The sequence below is a fragment of the Aeribacillus sp. SP014 genome, assembly GCF_054055575.1.
In genome coordinates this window covers 3,562,741-3,578,827 of record NZ_JBSRXI010000001.1, presented here as the reverse complement: position 1 = coordinate 3,578,827, position 16,087 = coordinate 3,562,741, and the positions used below count along the sequence as shown (strand labels likewise).

The following is a 16,087-nucleotide window of genomic DNA, read 5'->3' as shown; positions in this document are numbered from 1 at the left end:
GACAGTTTCATAACACCGAAAAGGGTACCCCGCAGGGCGGAGTCATTTCGCCTCTTTTAGCGAACAGCTACCTGCATTATATGGACACGATATGAAAGAAGAAGTTCCTACACTTAGGAGAACTGGTGCGATACGCAGATGATTTCGTGATCATGTGTCGCACGAAAAACGAGGCGCTGGAGAGCATTCAAGTACTAAAAGCCATCATGAAGAAACTCGACCTTGAAATCAACACAGAGAAATCCAAACTGGTCAGCCTATGGGACGACACAAACGGATTTGACTTTCTAGATCTACACCATCGGAAATTTCCTGTGATGAACAAGGGAGGCTCGAAAGTTTATGTCATGTCTCACATTCCAAGTAAGAAAGCCATGAAGAAAATGAAAATGAATTTAAGGAATATACGAGTCCAAGGAACAAGCGATTTATGGACATCAAAGAACTGGTGAAAGGCTCAATCGAATTTTACAAGGATTTAAGAATTACTACAGTATTTCGTCCATCGCCAAGAAGTGGCTAAATAAAGTGGACTGGTATGTATTAGAAAGACTTACTCTGTACTGGAATAAGAAGAAGAACCAAAGGAAGAAACATGCGAGAATGAAAGAAGTTATAAAATTAACACAAGGCTTATTAGTGAAATTAGCAAGTTAGACAAGAACGAAAGCCAAAGGAAGAAGAACGTCGGAAAGCCGTATGAGGGAAAACCTCACGTACGGTTTGATGAGGGGAAGCTGAGAGTAAAAGAGACAGCATAGGCTGTCCCTTTGAAAACAGTTTTCTACTCTACTAGTAAATTGGAAGCCTTCCCCATCTTGAACGACTTAAGATTTTAGAAGAATAAAAAATGGTTGTGTGGATTTTAAGCAGCCCTTCAGCTTACCGATTTCATAAACTCAATATTTTAAAAATTAAGAAATCATTTCAATAAAGTTATGAATGTTTTGTCAAAAGATGCTAAAACAAGGCAATTTTTTACCGATAAATAAAATAGCAAGAATTCCTCGGAGGAGAAGGAATATGGGAATACAAAAGATAACCGGTGTTAATAATAATGCTTTTTTGCAGGATATGCAAGGAAAAGAGGAAAAATTGTCAATGCCTGAAAACCAGCAGCCTGTCCAAGAAGAAGAAAAAAAAGCTAAAGTTACGCTGGAGGAAGCAATTGAGGATTTGAACAATTTTTTGAAGCCGATTAAAACATCGATTCAATTTGTACTTCATGAAGAACTGAAAGAATATTTTGTACAAGTTGTCAATGTAGAGACGAACGAAGTCATCAGGGAAATTCCTCCGAAAAAAATGCTTGATATATATGCGGCAATGGCAGAGCTGATGGGATTAATCGTGGATCGGAAAATTTAACTAGGGGTGGAAAAAATGCGAATTGTCGGTTTGGCAAGCGGAATGGACATTGACGCTCTCGTAAAAGATTTAATGAAGGCGGAAAGAATTCCGCTCGATAAAATGGTCCAACAAAAGCAAATTTTTGAATGGCAGCGCGACAGCTACAGGGAAATCAACAAGCTGTTGGACGAATTGGACAGATTGATTTTTGACGGCGTATACAGACTGTCGAATTTCCGGCAAAAAAAAGTGACGAGCTCTGATGAGTCAGCTGTTGTGGCAAAGGCAATCAACGCTTCAGCTAATACGTCAACAGCGATTGAAGTCCAACAATTGGCTAAGGCTGCCACATATAGTGCAGCAACGTTAAATAATTTTACATCTGGTGCAAGAACGCTAAAATTTGAAGTGACCGATCCAGGTTCAACAGAAACGAGAGAAGTGACGATTAATATTGGTGAAAATGATACGCTTGATGATGTTATCTACAAAATCAACAGCTCAAATCTAGGCGTTACGGGGATGAAATTAAAGGATTCATCTGGTGTGGAAAGGCTCGTTTTAACGAATAATAAAACAGGTGAAGGCGGAACGATTAAAGCTGCCGATAGTGAAACATTTGATTTTTTGCAAAGCCTAGGTTTTTCACTTGATGATACAACGTTTAACCTAATCCCCGAAACTGCGGGTCAAAATGCAAAAGTTAAAATCAACGGCTACGAAACTGTCCAAACATCTAATACGTTTACGATTGCGGGGATTGAATATACAATTAAAAATGTAACGACAAGTCCTGTTACGATTTCTACATCAACAGATGTTGATGCAATTCTCGATACTATTGTAAAATTTGTTAATAAATATAATGAAGTGATTGAAAAGATTAATGGCAAATTAACAGAAGAGCGCTTCCGGAATTTTCCTCCTCTAACGGATGAACAAAAAGAGGAAATGACGGAAAAGCAAATCGAGCTGTGGGAAGAAAAAGCGAAAAGCGGCCTTCTTCGCGGCGATGCGATTTTAACAAGCGGTCTTAATCAAATGCGGTTGGATTTATATTCTCCTGTCGCCGGAGATGCTTTGAAAGGGTTTAAGCAGCTTACGGATATTGGGATTTCAACAACAGCCAATTATTTGGACCGAGGCAAACTTACAATTGATGAAAATAAACTCCGGGAAAAAATTCAGGAAAATCCAGAAGCGATCTATAAACTATTTATGTCTGACGGCGAATCTTACAATGATAAAGGGATTGCCCGCCGTCTCCGCGATTCTTTGAAAGGTATGATGACAAAAATTAAAGACAAAGCGGGAACGTCTTTGTCTACAAATGACCAGTTTACGATTGGAAAAAACTTAAAAGATTTGGATAATCGAATCAATGCCTTTCAAGATCGGCTTATACAAATCGAATCAAGATATTATCGGCAATTTACGGCAATGGAACAGGCGATTCAGCGGGCGAACCAACAGTCAGCATATTTGATGCAATTATTTGGAGGCGGCGCTTAATCGTCTGCCTTTACTATTTACTTTTTAATGGATATGATATCTGAGGAGTGTCTTAAATGGCAATGAACAATCCTTATCAATCTTATTTGGAAAACAGCGTACAAACTGCATCACCGGGTGAACTCACGTTAATGCTTTATAACGGGTGTTTAAAATTTTTAAAGCTTGCGAAAAAAGCAATAGAAGAAAAATCTATCCAACAAAAAAACGAAAATTTGCAAAAAGCACAAAGAATCATTTGTGAACTAATGGCCACGCTAAATATGGATATTGAGATTTCTAAAAATATGTACGCACTGTATGAGTACATGAATCGACGGCTTGTTGAGGCCAATTTTAAAAACGATGTCACCATTATTGAAGAAGTGGAAGGATATGTGACAGAGTTCAGAGATACGTGGAAAGAAGTAATCCAAATCAACCGGAAACAGCGGCATAGTGAAGGCGGACAAGCGTAATGGACGAAGTGGAAAAATTGTTGGAAATAACGGAAGAGTTAGTGGAATTGACAAAACGGTCTAAAGATCAACATCGCGACCGTGATCAAGTGATACAAAAAATAGAAGACTTGCTAGCAAAACGGGAGGAGTTAACAAAAAGCATGAATCCTCCCTTCACGCCCAAGGAGAAAGAAGCAGGAAGAAAAATTATCCAATTGAATCAAATTCTTGTTGAGCAGCTTAAACTAATAAAACAAGAGATACAACATGATATCGTCAAGATGAAAGCCCAGAAAGAGATGGCAAAAAAATATATGAACTCTTATGCGAATGCCACTATTGATGGCATTTTTTATGATAAGAAAAAATAGCAATATATGTACAAAAAGACACGATCATGTAGCGATGGATGAAAGTGTGAAAATCGTTTTCCCCGCTCATCAGCATTCATAAAATGTTCACGATTTTTTTTATTTTGTGAAAGGAAAAACGAACGAAATATCGAACTATATATATATCCCTTAATAAAAGGAGGAGCTCAATATGAAATACAACATTAGAGGGGAAAACATTGAAGTAACTCCAGCATTAAGAGAATATGTACAAAAAAAGTTATCTAAACTTGAACGTTATTTTGATAATGGAGTACAAGCCGATGCAAATGTGAATTTAAAATATTATAATGACAAAGAATCTAAAATTGAAGTAACGATTCCAATGACGCATTTAGTGATGCGTGCTGAGGAATATCATGAAGATATGTATGCTGCGATTGATCTTGTCGTTGATAAGCTTGAACGTCAGATCCGCAAGCATAAAACAAGAGTAAACCGGAAGCTTCGTGAACAACAAGTTGATGCTAAATATTTCATCAATGCGGAAACGAATGATGACACTGATGTGAATGAAGAGGATATCGAACTTGTAAGAACAAAACGGTTCAATTTAAAGCCGATGGATACTGAGGAAGCTATTTTGCAAATGAACATGCTCGGCCATAACTTCTTTGTTTTTACGAACTCTGATACAAATAGAACAAATGTTGTCTACCGCAGAAAAGACGGCCGCTATGGATTAATTGAACCGAATGAGTAAAATTTATTATATAAAAAAAGTGCAGCCTACCTTGGCTGTACTTTTTTTACCTTCAAGCAAATAAAATGTAAACAAATGGGACGGGTTTATGGAAAGACTTTCACACAGCAAAAGTTGTACGCTTGGAAAAGCAGTGATAAAATTTAAAAGAAACTAAAATAATAAAATAAATTAAGGAGCGTTAAAGATGCTTGGACTTTTAAATAAAGTGTTTGATCCGAATAAACGCACTTTAGCTCGTTATGAAAAAATAGCTGAAAAAATAAATGCTCTCGGTCCAGATATGAGAAAGCTTTCTGATTTGGAATTGAGGTCAAAAACAGCTGAGTTTGCGGAACGGCTTGAAAAGGGAGAAACACTCGATGATCTGCTTGTGGAAGCCTATGCAGTTGTAAGAGAAGCCGCTCACAGAGTGCTCGGCCTGTATCCATATAAAGTACAGCTTATGGGAGCTATTGCCCTTCACGAAGGCAATATTGCGGAAATGAAGACAGGTGAAGGGAAAACATTAACCTCAACGATGCCTGTTTACTTAAATGCGTTGACGCGGAAAGGCGTTCACGTCGTTACCGTCAATGAATATTTGGCAAGCCGGGACGCAAAAGAAATGGGCAAAATTTTTGAATTTCTCGGCATGACTGTTGGTTTAAATTTAAACGGTATGTCAAAAGAGGAGAAAAAGGCTGCTTACGAAGCTGATATCACCTATTCAACAAATAACGAACTTGGGTTTGATTATTTGCGCGACAATATGGTTTTATACAAGGAACAAAAAGTGCAGCGCCCTCTGCATTTTGCGGTAATCGATGAGGTAGACTCCATTTTAATTGATGAAGCAAGAACTCCGCTTATTATTTCTGGACAAGCACAAAAATCCACCAAACTGTATATTCAGGCAAATGCTTTTGTCAGAACGCTTCAAAAGGATAAAGATTATACTTATGATGAAAAAACGAAATCCGTTCAACTTACAGAAGAAGGGATTGAAAAAGCGGAGCGTGCTTTCCATATTGATAATTTGTTCGATTTAAAAAACGTCACACTAAACCATCATATCAGCAATGCGCTGAAAGCCCACGTCGTCATGCATAAAGACGTTGATTATGTCGTTGAAGACGGACAAGTGATCATTGTAGACCAATTTACCGGACGGTTAATGAAAGGCCGCCGTTACAGCGACGGTTTGCATCAGGCAATCGAAGCGAAAGAAGGCCTTGAAATTCAAAATGAAAGCATGACGTTGGCAACGATCACGTTCCAAAACTATTTCCGAATGTATGAAAAGCTGGCGGGAATGACAGGGACTGCGAAAACAGAAGAAGAAGAATTTCGCAACATTTATAACATGCAGGTTATTACCATCCCGACAAACAAGCCGGTTATCCGCGAAGATCGTCCGGACCTCGTTTACCGTACAATGGAGGGGAAATTTAAAGCGGTTGTAGAAGACATCGTTCAGCGGCATATGATTGGTCAGCCTGTTCTAGTAGGTACAGTCGCGGTTGAAACATCTGAATTGCTTTCTAATATGCTTAAGAAGCGGGGAATTCCGCACAATGTGTTGAATGCAAAAAACCATGCAAAGGAAGCAGAAATTATTGAACAAGCCGGACAAAAGAATGCTGTGACGATCGCGACAAATATGGCCGGACGGGGAACGGATATAAAGCTCGGCGAAGGCGTAAAAGAGTTGGGTGGATTAGCTGTCATCGGCACAGAACGCCATGAATCCCGAAGAATTGACAATCAGCTGAGAGGACGTTCTGGACGTCAAGGAGACCCGGGTGTTACGCAGTTTTATTTGTCAATGGAAGATGAACTGATGCGCCGATTCGGTTCAGAAAGTATGATGAGCATGATGGATCGGCTTGGAATGGACGATTCCCAGCCGATTCAAAGCAAAATGATTACCCGTGCTGTGGAATCGGCGCAAAAACGGGTGGAAGGAAACAACTTTGATGCGCGGAAGCAGCTTCTTCAATATGATGATGTGCTCCGTCAGCAGCGTGAAATTATTTATAAACAAAGAGATGAAGTGCTTGAATCTGAAAATCTGCGAGAAAATGTTGAAGACATGATTCAACAAACGATTACCCGTGTTGTACAGTCATTTACGCCTGAAGAAGAGCTTCCAGAAGACTGGAACCTTGAAGGATTAGTCGACTGGGTAAAAGCCAATATTTTGGATGAAGCAGATGACTTTAATGTAAATGACCTTCGCGGAAAAGAATCGGATGAAATTATTGATATCATTTGGGAAAAAGCGAAGAAGCGTTATGATGAGAAAGAAGCTGCTTTTGGCGAGGAAAACATGCGTGAATTTGAACGAGTCATTGTACTCCGCGCCGTTGATACAAAATGGATGGATCACATCGATGCAATGGATCATCTTCGCCAAGGTATTCATTTACGTGCATACGGACAAACCGATCCGCTTCGTGAATATCAATTGGAAGGCTACACAATGTTTGAAAATATGATTGCGTCCATCCAAGAAGAGGTTACAAAATATATAATGAAAGCTGAAATTCAAAACAATTTGGAACGTCAGGAAGTGGCGGTCGGCGAAGCCGTGCAGCCGAAAGAAGGAGACGCCCAGACGAAAAAGAAACCAGTCAGAAAAGCAAAAGAGGTTGGCCGCAACGAGCCATGTCCGTGCGGAAGCGGCAAAAAATACAAACATTGTTGCGGAAGATAACGATTTTAAATAGAATGGGTGTGGCGAGATGTCAGTCTCGCCTGTCCCATAAATTTTTTAATTAATGTATAAGTGGACAAAGCGAATCTGCAAAAATATAGTATACTGTGCAAAAAATTTTTAGAGGTGATGGACTAATGGATTTAGTAGAAATTCGGAATGAACTGGAGAAAATGGCTAAGCGATTAGCGGATTTTAGGGGGTCTCTTTGACTTAGAAGAGAAGGAAGCACGCATAAAAAAATTAGAGGAGCAAATGGCTGCGCCAAATTTTTGGGATGACCAGCAAGCAGCTCAGAAGGTAATTAATGAAGCAAACGCCTTAAAAGATCTTGTCGGAGAATTTAACCATTTAAATGAATCATATGAAAATCTTCAAGTAACTTACGAGCTTATTAAAGAAGAGCCGGATGATGATTTGCAAAGAGAGCTTGAATCCGAATTGAAAAAATTAACGAAGGAATTGAATAATTTTGAATTACAGCTTCTTTTAAATGAGCCTTACGATAAAAACAACGCGATTTTAGAGCTTCATCCGGGAGCAGGAGGGACGGAATCTCAGGACTGGGCATCTATGCTCCTGCGAATGTATACGAGATGGGCGGAAAAGAAAGGATTTAAAGTTGAAACGATCGATTATCTTCCGGGTGATGAAGCAGGAATAAAAAGTGTAACGCTGTTAATTAAAGGACACAATGCATACGGCTATTTAAAAGCGGAAAAAGGAGTCCATCGGTTAGTGCGCATTTCTCCTTTTGATGCATCAGGCCGCCGCCATACTTCCTTTGTTTCCTGCGAAGTGATGCCAGAATTTAATGATGAAATCGATATTGAAATTAGAAGCGAGGATTTGAAAATTGACACGTACCGTTCAAGCGGTGCGGGAGGGCAGCACGTAAATACGACCGACTCGGCGGTACGGATTACACACTTGCCAACTGGAATTGTCGTGACATGTCAAACGGAGCGCTCTCAAATTAAAAACAGAGAACGAGCAATGAAAATGTTAAAATCTAAGCTATACCAATTAAAAATTGAAGAGCAGGAAAAAGAATTAGCGGAAATTCGAGGAGAGCAAAAGGAAATTGGCTGGGGTAGCCAAATCCGTTCTTATGTCTTCCATCCATATTCATTGGTGAAAGATCACCGGACAAATGTCGAAATCGGCAACGTTCAAGCTGTAATGGATGGGGAAATTGATGCATTTATTGATGCATATTTAAGAGCAAAATTGTCTTAAGGCTGTTATGAAAAGGATGATGACGCGTTTACAAAAGATGAGCGAATAGAAATGTGATGCGGAAAAATGACGAAGAAAAACTGCCCTAAATTCCATTTGATTAGAGAACTTGTGGGGCTGTCCAGAAAGTCAAAATCCATTGAAACGAAACATCATAAACATTGATATATCAACATTTAAAACATTAAAGGGGCGTCTATAAGGCGTAAAAACGACTTATTAGACACCCTTTTTCTTTTTTATCAATATTCAAGTTATTTTCACAGGATTGTCAAATGTTGGTCAATTTGTTTCAGATTGAAACCTCAATAATTAGGTTATAATATCTTCGAGACTAATTGGCGAAGGGGGATTTCGCAGTGAAAAAGTTCTTGATCTTAGTATTTGGTCTTTCACTCGTATTAGCTGCATGCGGGGGCGGCGGGAATGACCAAGAAAGCGGAACAAATGGCGGAACAGATCAAGCTGAGAATACTGCATCTGCAGAAGATCTGATAAAACAAAATTGTACAAGCTGCCATGGACAAAATCTTGAAGGTGCTTCCGGTCCGAGTTTACAGAAAGTTGGAAGCAAGTATAGCAAAGATGAAATAAAAGATATTATTTTAAACGGCAAAGGCGCTATGCCAAAAGGTTTATTGAACGATAGCGAAGCAGATGTTGTCGCTGAGTGGCTTGCAGGACAAAAGTAACATAAGAAGCGAGGGGACATGATCACCCTCGCTTTTTTATGCTATAGAAAAAAATAGCAGATAATAGAAAATTTTGTAGTTTTTTTTACAAGAATTTTAAAAATTTTCCCTCGAAATATGATATTGAAACAAAAATGTAATATGAAAAAGTCTATTTTTGACGAAAAATGATGTTATAATGTTTTTTGTGGGAAGGATGTAAGATTTGTTTTCTGCTTCATAATTAATAGACGAATAGAAAATAACATTAGTTTCAAGTTATAAAAATTTTTTTTGACTAAGTACTGAAATAATTCAATGACTTCAGGTGATAGCATGATCGAAATGAAGGATGTTTATAAAACCTATTCGAATGGTGTTTTGGCCATTAACGGTATTTCAATAAAAATCAATCAAGGCGAATTTGTATACATCGTAGGTCCTAGCGGTGCTGGAAAATCGACATTTATCAAATTGATGTATCGGGAAGAAAAGCCTACAAAAGGCAGTATTGTCATAAACGGTATACAACTAGAAAACCTAAAAGAAAAAGAAGTGCCGTATTTGCGGAGAAATATCGGGGTTGTCTTTCAAGATTTTAAATTATTGCCGAAATTGACTGTTTATGAGAATGTTGCCTTCGCATTGGAAGTGATCGGGGAAAATCCGAAGAACATTAAAAAGAAAGTATTAAATGTGCTTGATCTTGTGCAATTGAAGCATAAGGCCCGTTCCTTCCCTGACGAATTGTCTGGCGGTGAACAGCAGCGCGTATCAATTGCTAGATCCATAGTAAACAATCCGCCTGTTATAATAGCAGACGAGCCGACAGGGAATTTGGACCCTGAAACCTCTTGGGAGATTATGAGATTGCTAGAGGAAATCAACAATCGGGGCACAACGGTGTTAATGGCCACCCACAATAAAGTGATCGTGAACACGATTCGAAAGCGGGTTATCACGATTGAGGACGGCAAAATTGTACGCGATGAGGCGAGAGGGGAGTATGGTCTTTATGAATAAAACTCTCGGTCGTCATTTGCGGGAGGCGGTAAAAAGTCTTGGGCGAAACGCTTGGATGTCCGTAGCCTCTATATCAGCCGTAACAGTGACCCTTCTTTTGGTCGGCACGTTTTTGGTTATTATGATGAATTTAAATAATATTGCCAGCAACATTGAAGAAGATGTTGAAATAACCGTGCTAATTGACAGGACAGCAGATCAAAACGCTCAAAACCAACTTGAATCGAAATTGAAAAATCTAGAAAAAGTAGAGAATGTCCAATTTTCTTCCAAAGACCAGGAGCTGGAAAAATTAATTAAAAGCTTCGGTGAAAAAGGAGAGTCATTCAAGCTATTTGAACAGGATAATCCTTTAAACGATGTTTTCATCGTCAAAACGAAAGTTCCCGAAGATACTCCAGTTGTAGCGGAAGAAATTAAAAAAATGCGCTATGTCGAAAATGTTCAATATGCAGAAGAAACTGTGGAAAAATTGTTTGAAGTTGTCAACGTTTCAAGAAATATCGGCATAGTCTTGATTATCGGACTTGTGTTTACTGCGATGTTTTTAATCTCAAACACTATAAAAATCACTATATTTGCCCGCAGACGAGAAATAGAAATTATGAAACTTGTTGGTGCAACAAACTGGTTTATACGCTGGCCGTTCTTTTTAGAAGGTTTGTTTTTAGGAGCGCTGGGAGCTGTCATACCAATTACAGTTTTAGTTGTCAGCTACAATAGCTTAGTAAATATTGCCGTTCCTTATATTCAAGGTTCTTTTGTTGAGTTGTTGCCATTTTCTCCTTTTGTTTTTCAAATATCGGCTATCTTATTGTTAATCGGCGTCTTAATCGGCATATGGGGAAGCTTAATGTCTGTTCGAAAGTTTTTGAAAGTGTAGTTTGTCTTAGGCAGCTCTTATCATACCAGATCGAATTGATTGAAAACATGAATTAAGAGGAGGAACCGGATTGTGAAAAAGAGAATAGTGACATTAAGTCTTACAGCTATATTGGGGACAAGCGGGGTATTTGTACCGCTGAGCAAAAGCGCTTATGCGTCATCCTTTGAGGAGAAAAAAGCAAGAATTCAAAATGAGCGGTCCAATGTTCAATCGAATATAGAGAGCAAGAAAAGTGAAGTAAAAGAATTAGAGACAAAACAAAATCAACTTAATCAAGAGATTAAAAAGTTAGATGAAAAATTGCTGGATACTGGTGAAAAAATCGAAGAGAAAGAGAATGAAATCAAGAAAACTAAAACTGAAATTGAACAGTTGAAAAAACAAATTGCTGAAGTAAAAAAACGGATTGAAAAGCGGAATGAACTGTTAAAAGAACGGGCAAAATCCTTGCAGGAAGCCGGAGGTACAATCAGCTATCTCGACGTTATCTTAGGTGCGAAAAGCTTCAATGATTTTGTAACTCGTATAAGCGCTGTTACAACGATCGTTGATGCGGATCAAAAAATTATTGAAGAGCATGAAAGAGATATGAAACTGAAAGAGGAAGCGGAGGCTAAATTAAACAAACAGCTGTCCTCTTTGGAAGAAGCTTTATCTGAATTGGCTTCATTGAAACAAGAGCTAGATAAGCAAATTGATGAAAAAGATAAATTGTTAGGGCAATTGGAAGCGGAACATGGCCAGGCAATGGATCAATTAGAAGATTTGGTACATCAAGATGCTATGCTGGCAAAGCAGCAAAAAATGATTGAACAACAGCAGCAAGAATATTTAAAAAGACTAGAAGAAGAAAAGACTAGACAGGCTCAAGCTTCACAATCTGCTTCTAAATCAAGCGATAAAGCTGCTGCTTCAAGCGATGGCGGATCTTCACCAGAACCATCTGTATCATCAGCTGCAGGAAGCGGATCTTTTATCTGGCCGGCTTCAGGTGTTCTTACCTCTAAAATGGGTATGAGATGGGGCAGATTCCATGCAGGAATTGATATTGCGAAACGGGGAACGGTTCCAGTTTACGCTTCTGCTGGCGGCACGGTTAGTTATGCTGGACAAATGAGCGGCTACGGCAATGTTATTATGATCATCCATAATATTAACGGTAAAACGTATACTACACTTTACGGGCATTTGAGAAGCATTAACGTTTCAAGTGGTCAAAAAGTGAGCCAAGGTCAGTTTATTGGATATATGGGAAATACAGGAAGATCAACAGGGCAGCACTTGCATTTTGAAGTACATAACGGAACATGGCGAGGCAAATCCAGCGCGATCAATCCTTTAAGCGTTCTTCCATAAAAATTTATTAACAATGCACAATAAGCTCTTTAGGGAAGAAGAGTTTGTTGTGCATTGTTATTTTTTTTATAAATTGCAAAACAGTTTTCTTCTGATCGTGTTTCATCGATGCAAAAAATAGAGGAAACGGGAGATTACATCAAGCTTCAATGGATTGATTTTCACAATAATTCTTTTTCATGTAGTGATAGATAATTACAAAAAATATAGTTACTCCTCCCGTATGATTATGCCGGTGTAGGCAGTTTGCTTGACTAAAAGAAAAGGAAAGCGTTTTTATGAGAACAAAACACCTTACCCATTTTCAAAGCAAAGATGATCGTTGGCTGATTTTTCTGTTTTCTTGATGGAACCTGGCTAGAAGCGGTCAAATTCTTGTCAAAGGGCGGTATATTAAGTTTTTTTGAATTGCTTTTCCTTTTCCTGTAATCCGCACATGATTTGTACAAGCTTTGCATACGCTATAAATAATTCGGATTGTTGGAAAGGAAGGCAAAAACATATGAAACAAATAATAAAATTGATTACAGTGTTTTGGATAGTGACCAGTTCCATCATCGTTTTGGATGTGCACGGTCATGCTGAAAATAATGAATCGCTGGAAAATAAAACAATTGCTGCATCTGCGCAAAGTTCAGATGAAACCATTCCAGGATTGGAGAAATTTATAAAAACGTATGAATTAATTTCTGAAAAATATGTCCATCCAGTCGACAAAAAACGTCTCCTAGAAGGTGCCATTCAAGGGATGCTATCTTCTTTAGGCGATCCATACTCAGTCTATATGGATAAGGAAACTGTTAGACAATTTACAGAGTCCCTTGATTCTTCATTTGAAGGAATCGGTGCCGAAATCGGGATGAACAACGGCAAAATAACCATTATTTCACCATTTAAAAATTCGCCGGCGGAAAAAGCGGGCTTAAAACCAAATGATGAAATTGTGAAAATTGATGGTAAAACAGTTTCCAGTTCAGATCTTCATGACGCAGTACTGAAAATCAGAGGAGAAAAAGGAACAACCGTCAAACTTACGATACGCCGCCCTGGAAGTAAAGATTTATTGTTTTTTGAAGTAAAGCGGGATGAGATTCCGATTGAAACAGTGTTCAGCTCCGAAATCAATAAAAATGACAAGCGGTTAGGCGTCTTGCATATTACTTCATTTTCTGAAAGGACAGCTGATGACTTTAAACAAAAGCTAAAAATGTTAGAAAAAAAGAAAATTAACGGTCTAGTCATCGATGTTCGCGGCAATCCGGGGGGGTACTTGCAGGCTGTAGAGCAAATTTTGCAGCAGCTCGTCCCTAATCATGCACCATATATTCAAATAGAAAAGAGAGACGGAAAAAGGGAGATGTATTATTCAACATTAAAAGAAAAGAAGCATTATCCTATTGCAGTCTTAATTGACAACGGCAGCGCATCTGCTTCGGAAATTTTGGCAGCTGCATTGAAAGAAGCAGGAGGGTATGCCATTGTCGGCGAAAAATCCTTTGGAAAGGGAACAGTTCAGCAAACAATACCGCTGGATGATGGAAGCAACATAAAGCTGACGTTATACAAATGGTTGACTCCTAAAGGAAATTGGATTCATGAAAAAGGTGTGGAACCAACGGTAAAAATATCGCAGCCGGATTATTTTAAAGCTGGACCGCTCGATATTTTACAGCCATTAAAAAAAGAGATGAATAATGAACAAGTTCGCATTGCACAAATATTATTATCAGGATTAGGTTATGATCCTGGGAGAAAAGACGGTTATTTCAGTGCAGAAACCGAGCTGGCTGTAAAGGCGTTTCAAAAAATGAACGGTTTATCCGTGACGGGGAAAGTGGATCAAAAAACAGCTATAAAAATGAATGAATTGATCACAAAAGAAACTCGTTCAAAACAAAATGACTTGCAGCTGCAAACTGCCATTTCACTATTAGCACGATCTTCTTAAGTATTGAAAAAATACGGCAGCTTTTCTGTTGCATTTTGTTTAAGGGGCTGTCTAATAATAAGTCGTTTTTACGGCTTATTGACGCCCCTTTAATGTTTTAGAAACGTTGATATATCGATGTTCATGATTTTTTGTTTTCAATAGGGATTTCACTTTATGGACAGCCTCTAAATGAGATTTCGCTTCCTTGTGCAGGCTTTTCAGTTGAGAAAATTTCTGCTTTCATATCGTAGTGAAATTTACAATTATTTATGCATACAGAGGATGGACGCAGCTTTATGACAATAAGGCTGCGTTTTCTTTTAAATCATCGGGAAGTGACAGAGCGGCATTGTTAAGTGGCTGTTTCCTTGCTCAATTTTTTGATCAATTTGCTGCAAGTCTGATTCATTCAGCTTTTTAGAAAAAAGCGGTATGAAGCCAAAAAAGCCGCTGCTCCATGAATTTGGTCAATCGGCCTTTTTACCTATTTCCAGTTTTTTATATGACGTTCTAGCTTCTTTTTTAAAAGATTTGATAAAATAGAGGAAAGTCTCATATGATTCGTAAAAGGGGTGGGCCGTTTGGTTGGACAATGGCTTTTAGAATTGCTTTTCAGCATAGGCCGTTTTTTCTTGCATCCGCTTTTGTATTTCTTTCTCATTTTTTCCTTTTTAAATGGATATTGGCGGGTTAGAAGAGAACGAAAATCTTTTCATGTGCGCGTATATGATGTGTTTGACGATATTCGTTTTACTTATACGAAGGGAATTATCGCTGGCCTTATCCTTTCTGTTCTTTTCATGCTTCTAGGACTGTGGATTCCATTCGGAACACTCGTTTTATTGACTATTTGGCTGCTGGCTGTTAGTTTAACTTTTCAGCCGCGTTTTTTGTCATCAAGTATCTCATTGGGCGGAACGATTTTTTTAACAGCTTTATTAAATGGAGTGGCAGATCAATCTCCTTGGATCGATGAATTTTTTGTGAGCCTTGATAAAACAAACTACAGCGTCTTGTCGCTATTTTTGAGCTTTTTGCTTATTTGTGAAGGGATTCTCATCTATCGAACAGCACATTACCATACATCCCCATTTATCATAAAAAGCAAGAGAGGAATGCCGATTGGGAATCATGTAGCGAACAGAACATGGATGATTCCGTTAATGCTTTTAGTTCCAGGCGGTTCATTGGAATCTCCTTTTTCTTGGTGGCCAATTATTTCTTTAAATGGTGAACCATTTATGCTCGTGATGATTCCGTATTTTGTCGGTTTTTATCAAAGAATTCAAGGGTCTTTGCCAAAGGAAAGCATTCAAGTAACAGGCCGGCGCATTTCGATTCTTGGAATTATTTCTCTTGTTGTTGCTGCTGCTTCGTTGTGGGCTCCATTTCTGTCGTTTGTTGCCGCGGCTCTAGCATTGATAGGAAAGGGATTAATAACTGTAAAACAAAGGATGAATGATAATTCGGCCGCTTTTTATTTCTCGAAACAAGATTATGGACTGGTCGTATTAGGCACGCTTCCTCAATCCCCGGGAGAGAAAATGGGAATAAAAGCGGGAGAAGTTATAACAAAGGTGAATGGAAAAAATGTAAAAACAACGTACGAATTTTACGAAGCGCTGCAGATAAGCAGGACGCATTGTAAGTTGGAGGTACTAGGACATAACAAAGAAATCCGTTTTGTCCAACGCGCCTTATACGAAGGGGAGCATCATGAACTCGGCTTGCTCTTTGTGCAAGATGAGAAGTGGAAGTCAGAAGCCTCTTAACCGGTATGAATGGTTCATAATCAACCGGAATAGCGACATAATTTTTAGGAATAGGCCATAATTCTTCGGAATGAGTTTCATTTTTTTTCCGGAACGATAAAGGTATATTTTCTCT

Annotated in this window: 15 protein-coding genes; all 15 read left to right on the top strand. The window is 38.6% G+C overall.

All coding sequences use genetic code 11. The features are described from left to right. Nucleotides 1-125 precede the first annotated feature (125 nt). The 15 genes from ACVIJU_RS17605 to ACVIJU_RS17535 all read left to right on the top strand — a co-directional run bounded on the left by ACVIJU_RS17605 (nt 126) and on the right by ACVIJU_RS17535 (nt 15,972). Complete coding sequence (locus tag ACVIJU_RS17605) at nt 126-452, top strand: reverse transcriptase domain-containing protein (protein ID WP_456687816.1); 327 nt, start codon at nt 126-128, stop codon at nt 450-452. Then, nucleotides 403-657: a group II intron maturase-specific domain-containing protein gene (locus tag ACVIJU_RS17600; protein ID WP_327019724.1), complete on the top strand. Its 255-nt coding sequence runs from the start codon at nt 403-405 to the stop codon at nt 655-657. Before ACVIJU_RS17605 ends, ACVIJU_RS17600 begins: the two co-directional genes overlap by 50 nt. 366 nt (nt 658-1,023) lie before the next feature. Next, nucleotides 1,024-1,368 (top strand): flagellar protein FlaG, encoded by a 345-nt coding sequence (gene flaG, locus ACVIJU_RS17595; protein ID WP_063389205.1) that lies wholly within the window; start codon nt 1,024-1,026, stop codon nt 1,366-1,368. Between the two features lie 15 nt (nt 1,369-1,383). After that, a complete protein-coding gene (locus tag ACVIJU_RS17590) occupies nt 1,384-2,862 on the top strand; it encodes a flagellar hook-associated protein 2 (protein WP_063389204.1) in 1,479 nt (492 codons plus the stop codon). 56 nt (nt 2,863-2,918) lie between these two features. Continuing rightward, on the top strand, nt 2,919-3,320 hold the full coding sequence (gene fliS / locus ACVIJU_RS17585) for a flagellar export chaperone FliS (protein WP_063389203.1): 402 nt from the start codon (nt 2,919-2,921) through the stop codon (nt 3,318-3,320). Continuing rightward, nucleotides 3,320-3,673: a flagellar protein FliT gene (locus ACVIJU_RS17580; protein ID WP_130158802.1), complete on the top strand. Its 354-nt coding sequence runs from the start codon at nt 3,320-3,322 to the stop codon at nt 3,671-3,673. The genes fliS and ACVIJU_RS17580 overlap by 1 nt, the downstream gene beginning before the upstream one ends. Nucleotides 3,674-3,845: 172 nt before the next feature. Continuing rightward, nucleotides 3,846-4,397 carry a ribosome hibernation-promoting factor, HPF/YfiA family gene (hpf, locus tag ACVIJU_RS17575; protein ID WP_063389201.1) on the top strand — a complete coding sequence of 184 codons (552 nt, stop codon included), beginning with the start codon at nt 3,846-3,848 and terminating at the stop codon, nt 4,395-4,397. 187 nt (nt 4,398-4,584) lie between these two features. Continuing rightward, a complete protein-coding gene (secA, locus tag ACVIJU_RS17570) occupies nt 4,585-7,095 on the top strand; it encodes a preprotein translocase subunit SecA (RefSeq protein WP_063389200.1) in 2,511 nt (836 codons plus the stop codon). Nucleotides 7,096-7,232: 137 nt separating this feature from the next. After that, nucleotides 7,233-8,334, top strand: a protein-coding gene (prfB, locus tag ACVIJU_RS17565; RefSeq protein WP_130158800.1) for a peptide chain release factor 2 whose coding sequence is annotated in 2 segments (ribosomal slippage) — nt 7,233-7,304 and nt 7,306-8,334 — 1,101 coding nt in all. Because the reading frame shifts where the segments join, the coding sequence is not laid out codon by codon here. Nucleotides 8,335-8,693: 359 nt separating this feature from the next. Beyond that, a complete protein-coding gene (gene cccB, locus ACVIJU_RS17560) occupies nt 8,694-9,026 on the top strand; it encodes a cytochrome c551 (protein WP_063389198.1) in 333 nt (110 codons plus the stop codon). Between the two features lie 315 nt (nt 9,027-9,341). Continuing rightward, a complete protein-coding gene (ftsE, locus tag ACVIJU_RS17555) occupies nt 9,342-10,028 on the top strand; it encodes a cell division ATP-binding protein FtsE (RefSeq protein WP_063389197.1) in 687 nt (228 codons plus the stop codon). After that, nucleotides 10,021-10,911 carry a permease-like cell division protein FtsX gene (ftsX, locus tag ACVIJU_RS17550; RefSeq protein WP_063389196.1) on the top strand — a complete coding sequence of 297 codons (891 nt, stop codon included), beginning with the start codon at nt 10,021-10,023 and terminating at the stop codon, nt 10,909-10,911. The genes ftsE and ftsX overlap by 8 nt, the downstream gene beginning before the upstream one ends. A 72-nt stretch (nt 10,912-10,983) precedes the next feature. Beyond that, nucleotides 10,984-12,270: a murein hydrolase activator EnvC family protein gene (locus tag ACVIJU_RS17545; RefSeq protein ID WP_063389195.1), complete on the top strand. Its 1,287-nt coding sequence runs from the start codon at nt 10,984-10,986 to the stop codon at nt 12,268-12,270. A gap of 502 nt (nt 12,271-12,772) precedes the next feature. Further along, nucleotides 12,773-14,218, top strand: a complete 1,446-nt coding sequence (locus ACVIJU_RS17540; protein WP_456687815.1) for a S41 family peptidase — start codon at nt 12,773-12,775, stop codon at nt 14,216-14,218. A 563-nt stretch (nt 14,219-14,781) separates the two neighbouring features. Next, nucleotides 14,782-15,972, top strand: coding sequence for a PDZ domain-containing protein (locus tag ACVIJU_RS17535; RefSeq protein WP_066249828.1), 1,191 nt, complete (start codon nt 14,782-14,784; stop codon nt 15,970-15,972). The last annotated feature ends 115 nt before the right edge of the window (nt 15,973-16,087 follow it).

What these genes read in the sequence shown, in the direction of transcription:
- flaG (WP_063389205.1), top strand. Translation starts at nt 1,024, where the DNA reads ATGGGAATACAAAAGATAACCGGTGTTAATAATAATGCTTTTTTGCAG.
- ACVIJU_RS17590 (WP_063389204.1), top strand. Translation starts at nt 1,384, where the DNA reads ATGCGAATTGTCGGTTTGGCAAGCGGAATGGACATTGACGCTCTCGTA.
- fliS (WP_063389203.1), top strand. Translation starts at nt 2,919, where the DNA reads ATGGCAATGAACAATCCTTATCAATCTTATTTGGAAAACAGCGTACAA.
- ACVIJU_RS17580 (WP_130158802.1), top strand. Translation starts at nt 3,320, where the DNA reads ATGGACGAAGTGGAAAAATTGTTGGAAATAACGGAAGAGTTAGTGGAA.
- hpf (WP_063389201.1), top strand. Translation starts at nt 3,846, where the DNA reads ATGAAATACAACATTAGAGGGGAAAACATTGAAGTAACTCCAGCATTA.
- secA (WP_063389200.1), top strand. Translation starts at nt 4,585, where the DNA reads ATGCTTGGACTTTTAAATAAAGTGTTTGATCCGAATAAACGCACTTTA.
- ftsE (WP_063389197.1), top strand. Translation starts at nt 9,342, where the DNA reads ATGATCGAAATGAAGGATGTTTATAAAACCTATTCGAATGGTGTTTTG.
- ftsX (WP_063389196.1), top strand. Translation starts at nt 10,021, where the DNA reads ATGAATAAAACTCTCGGTCGTCATTTGCGGGAGGCGGTAAAAAGTCTT.
- ACVIJU_RS17540 (WP_456687815.1), top strand. Translation starts at nt 12,773, where the DNA reads ATGAAACAAATAATAAAATTGATTACAGTGTTTTGGATAGTGACCAGT.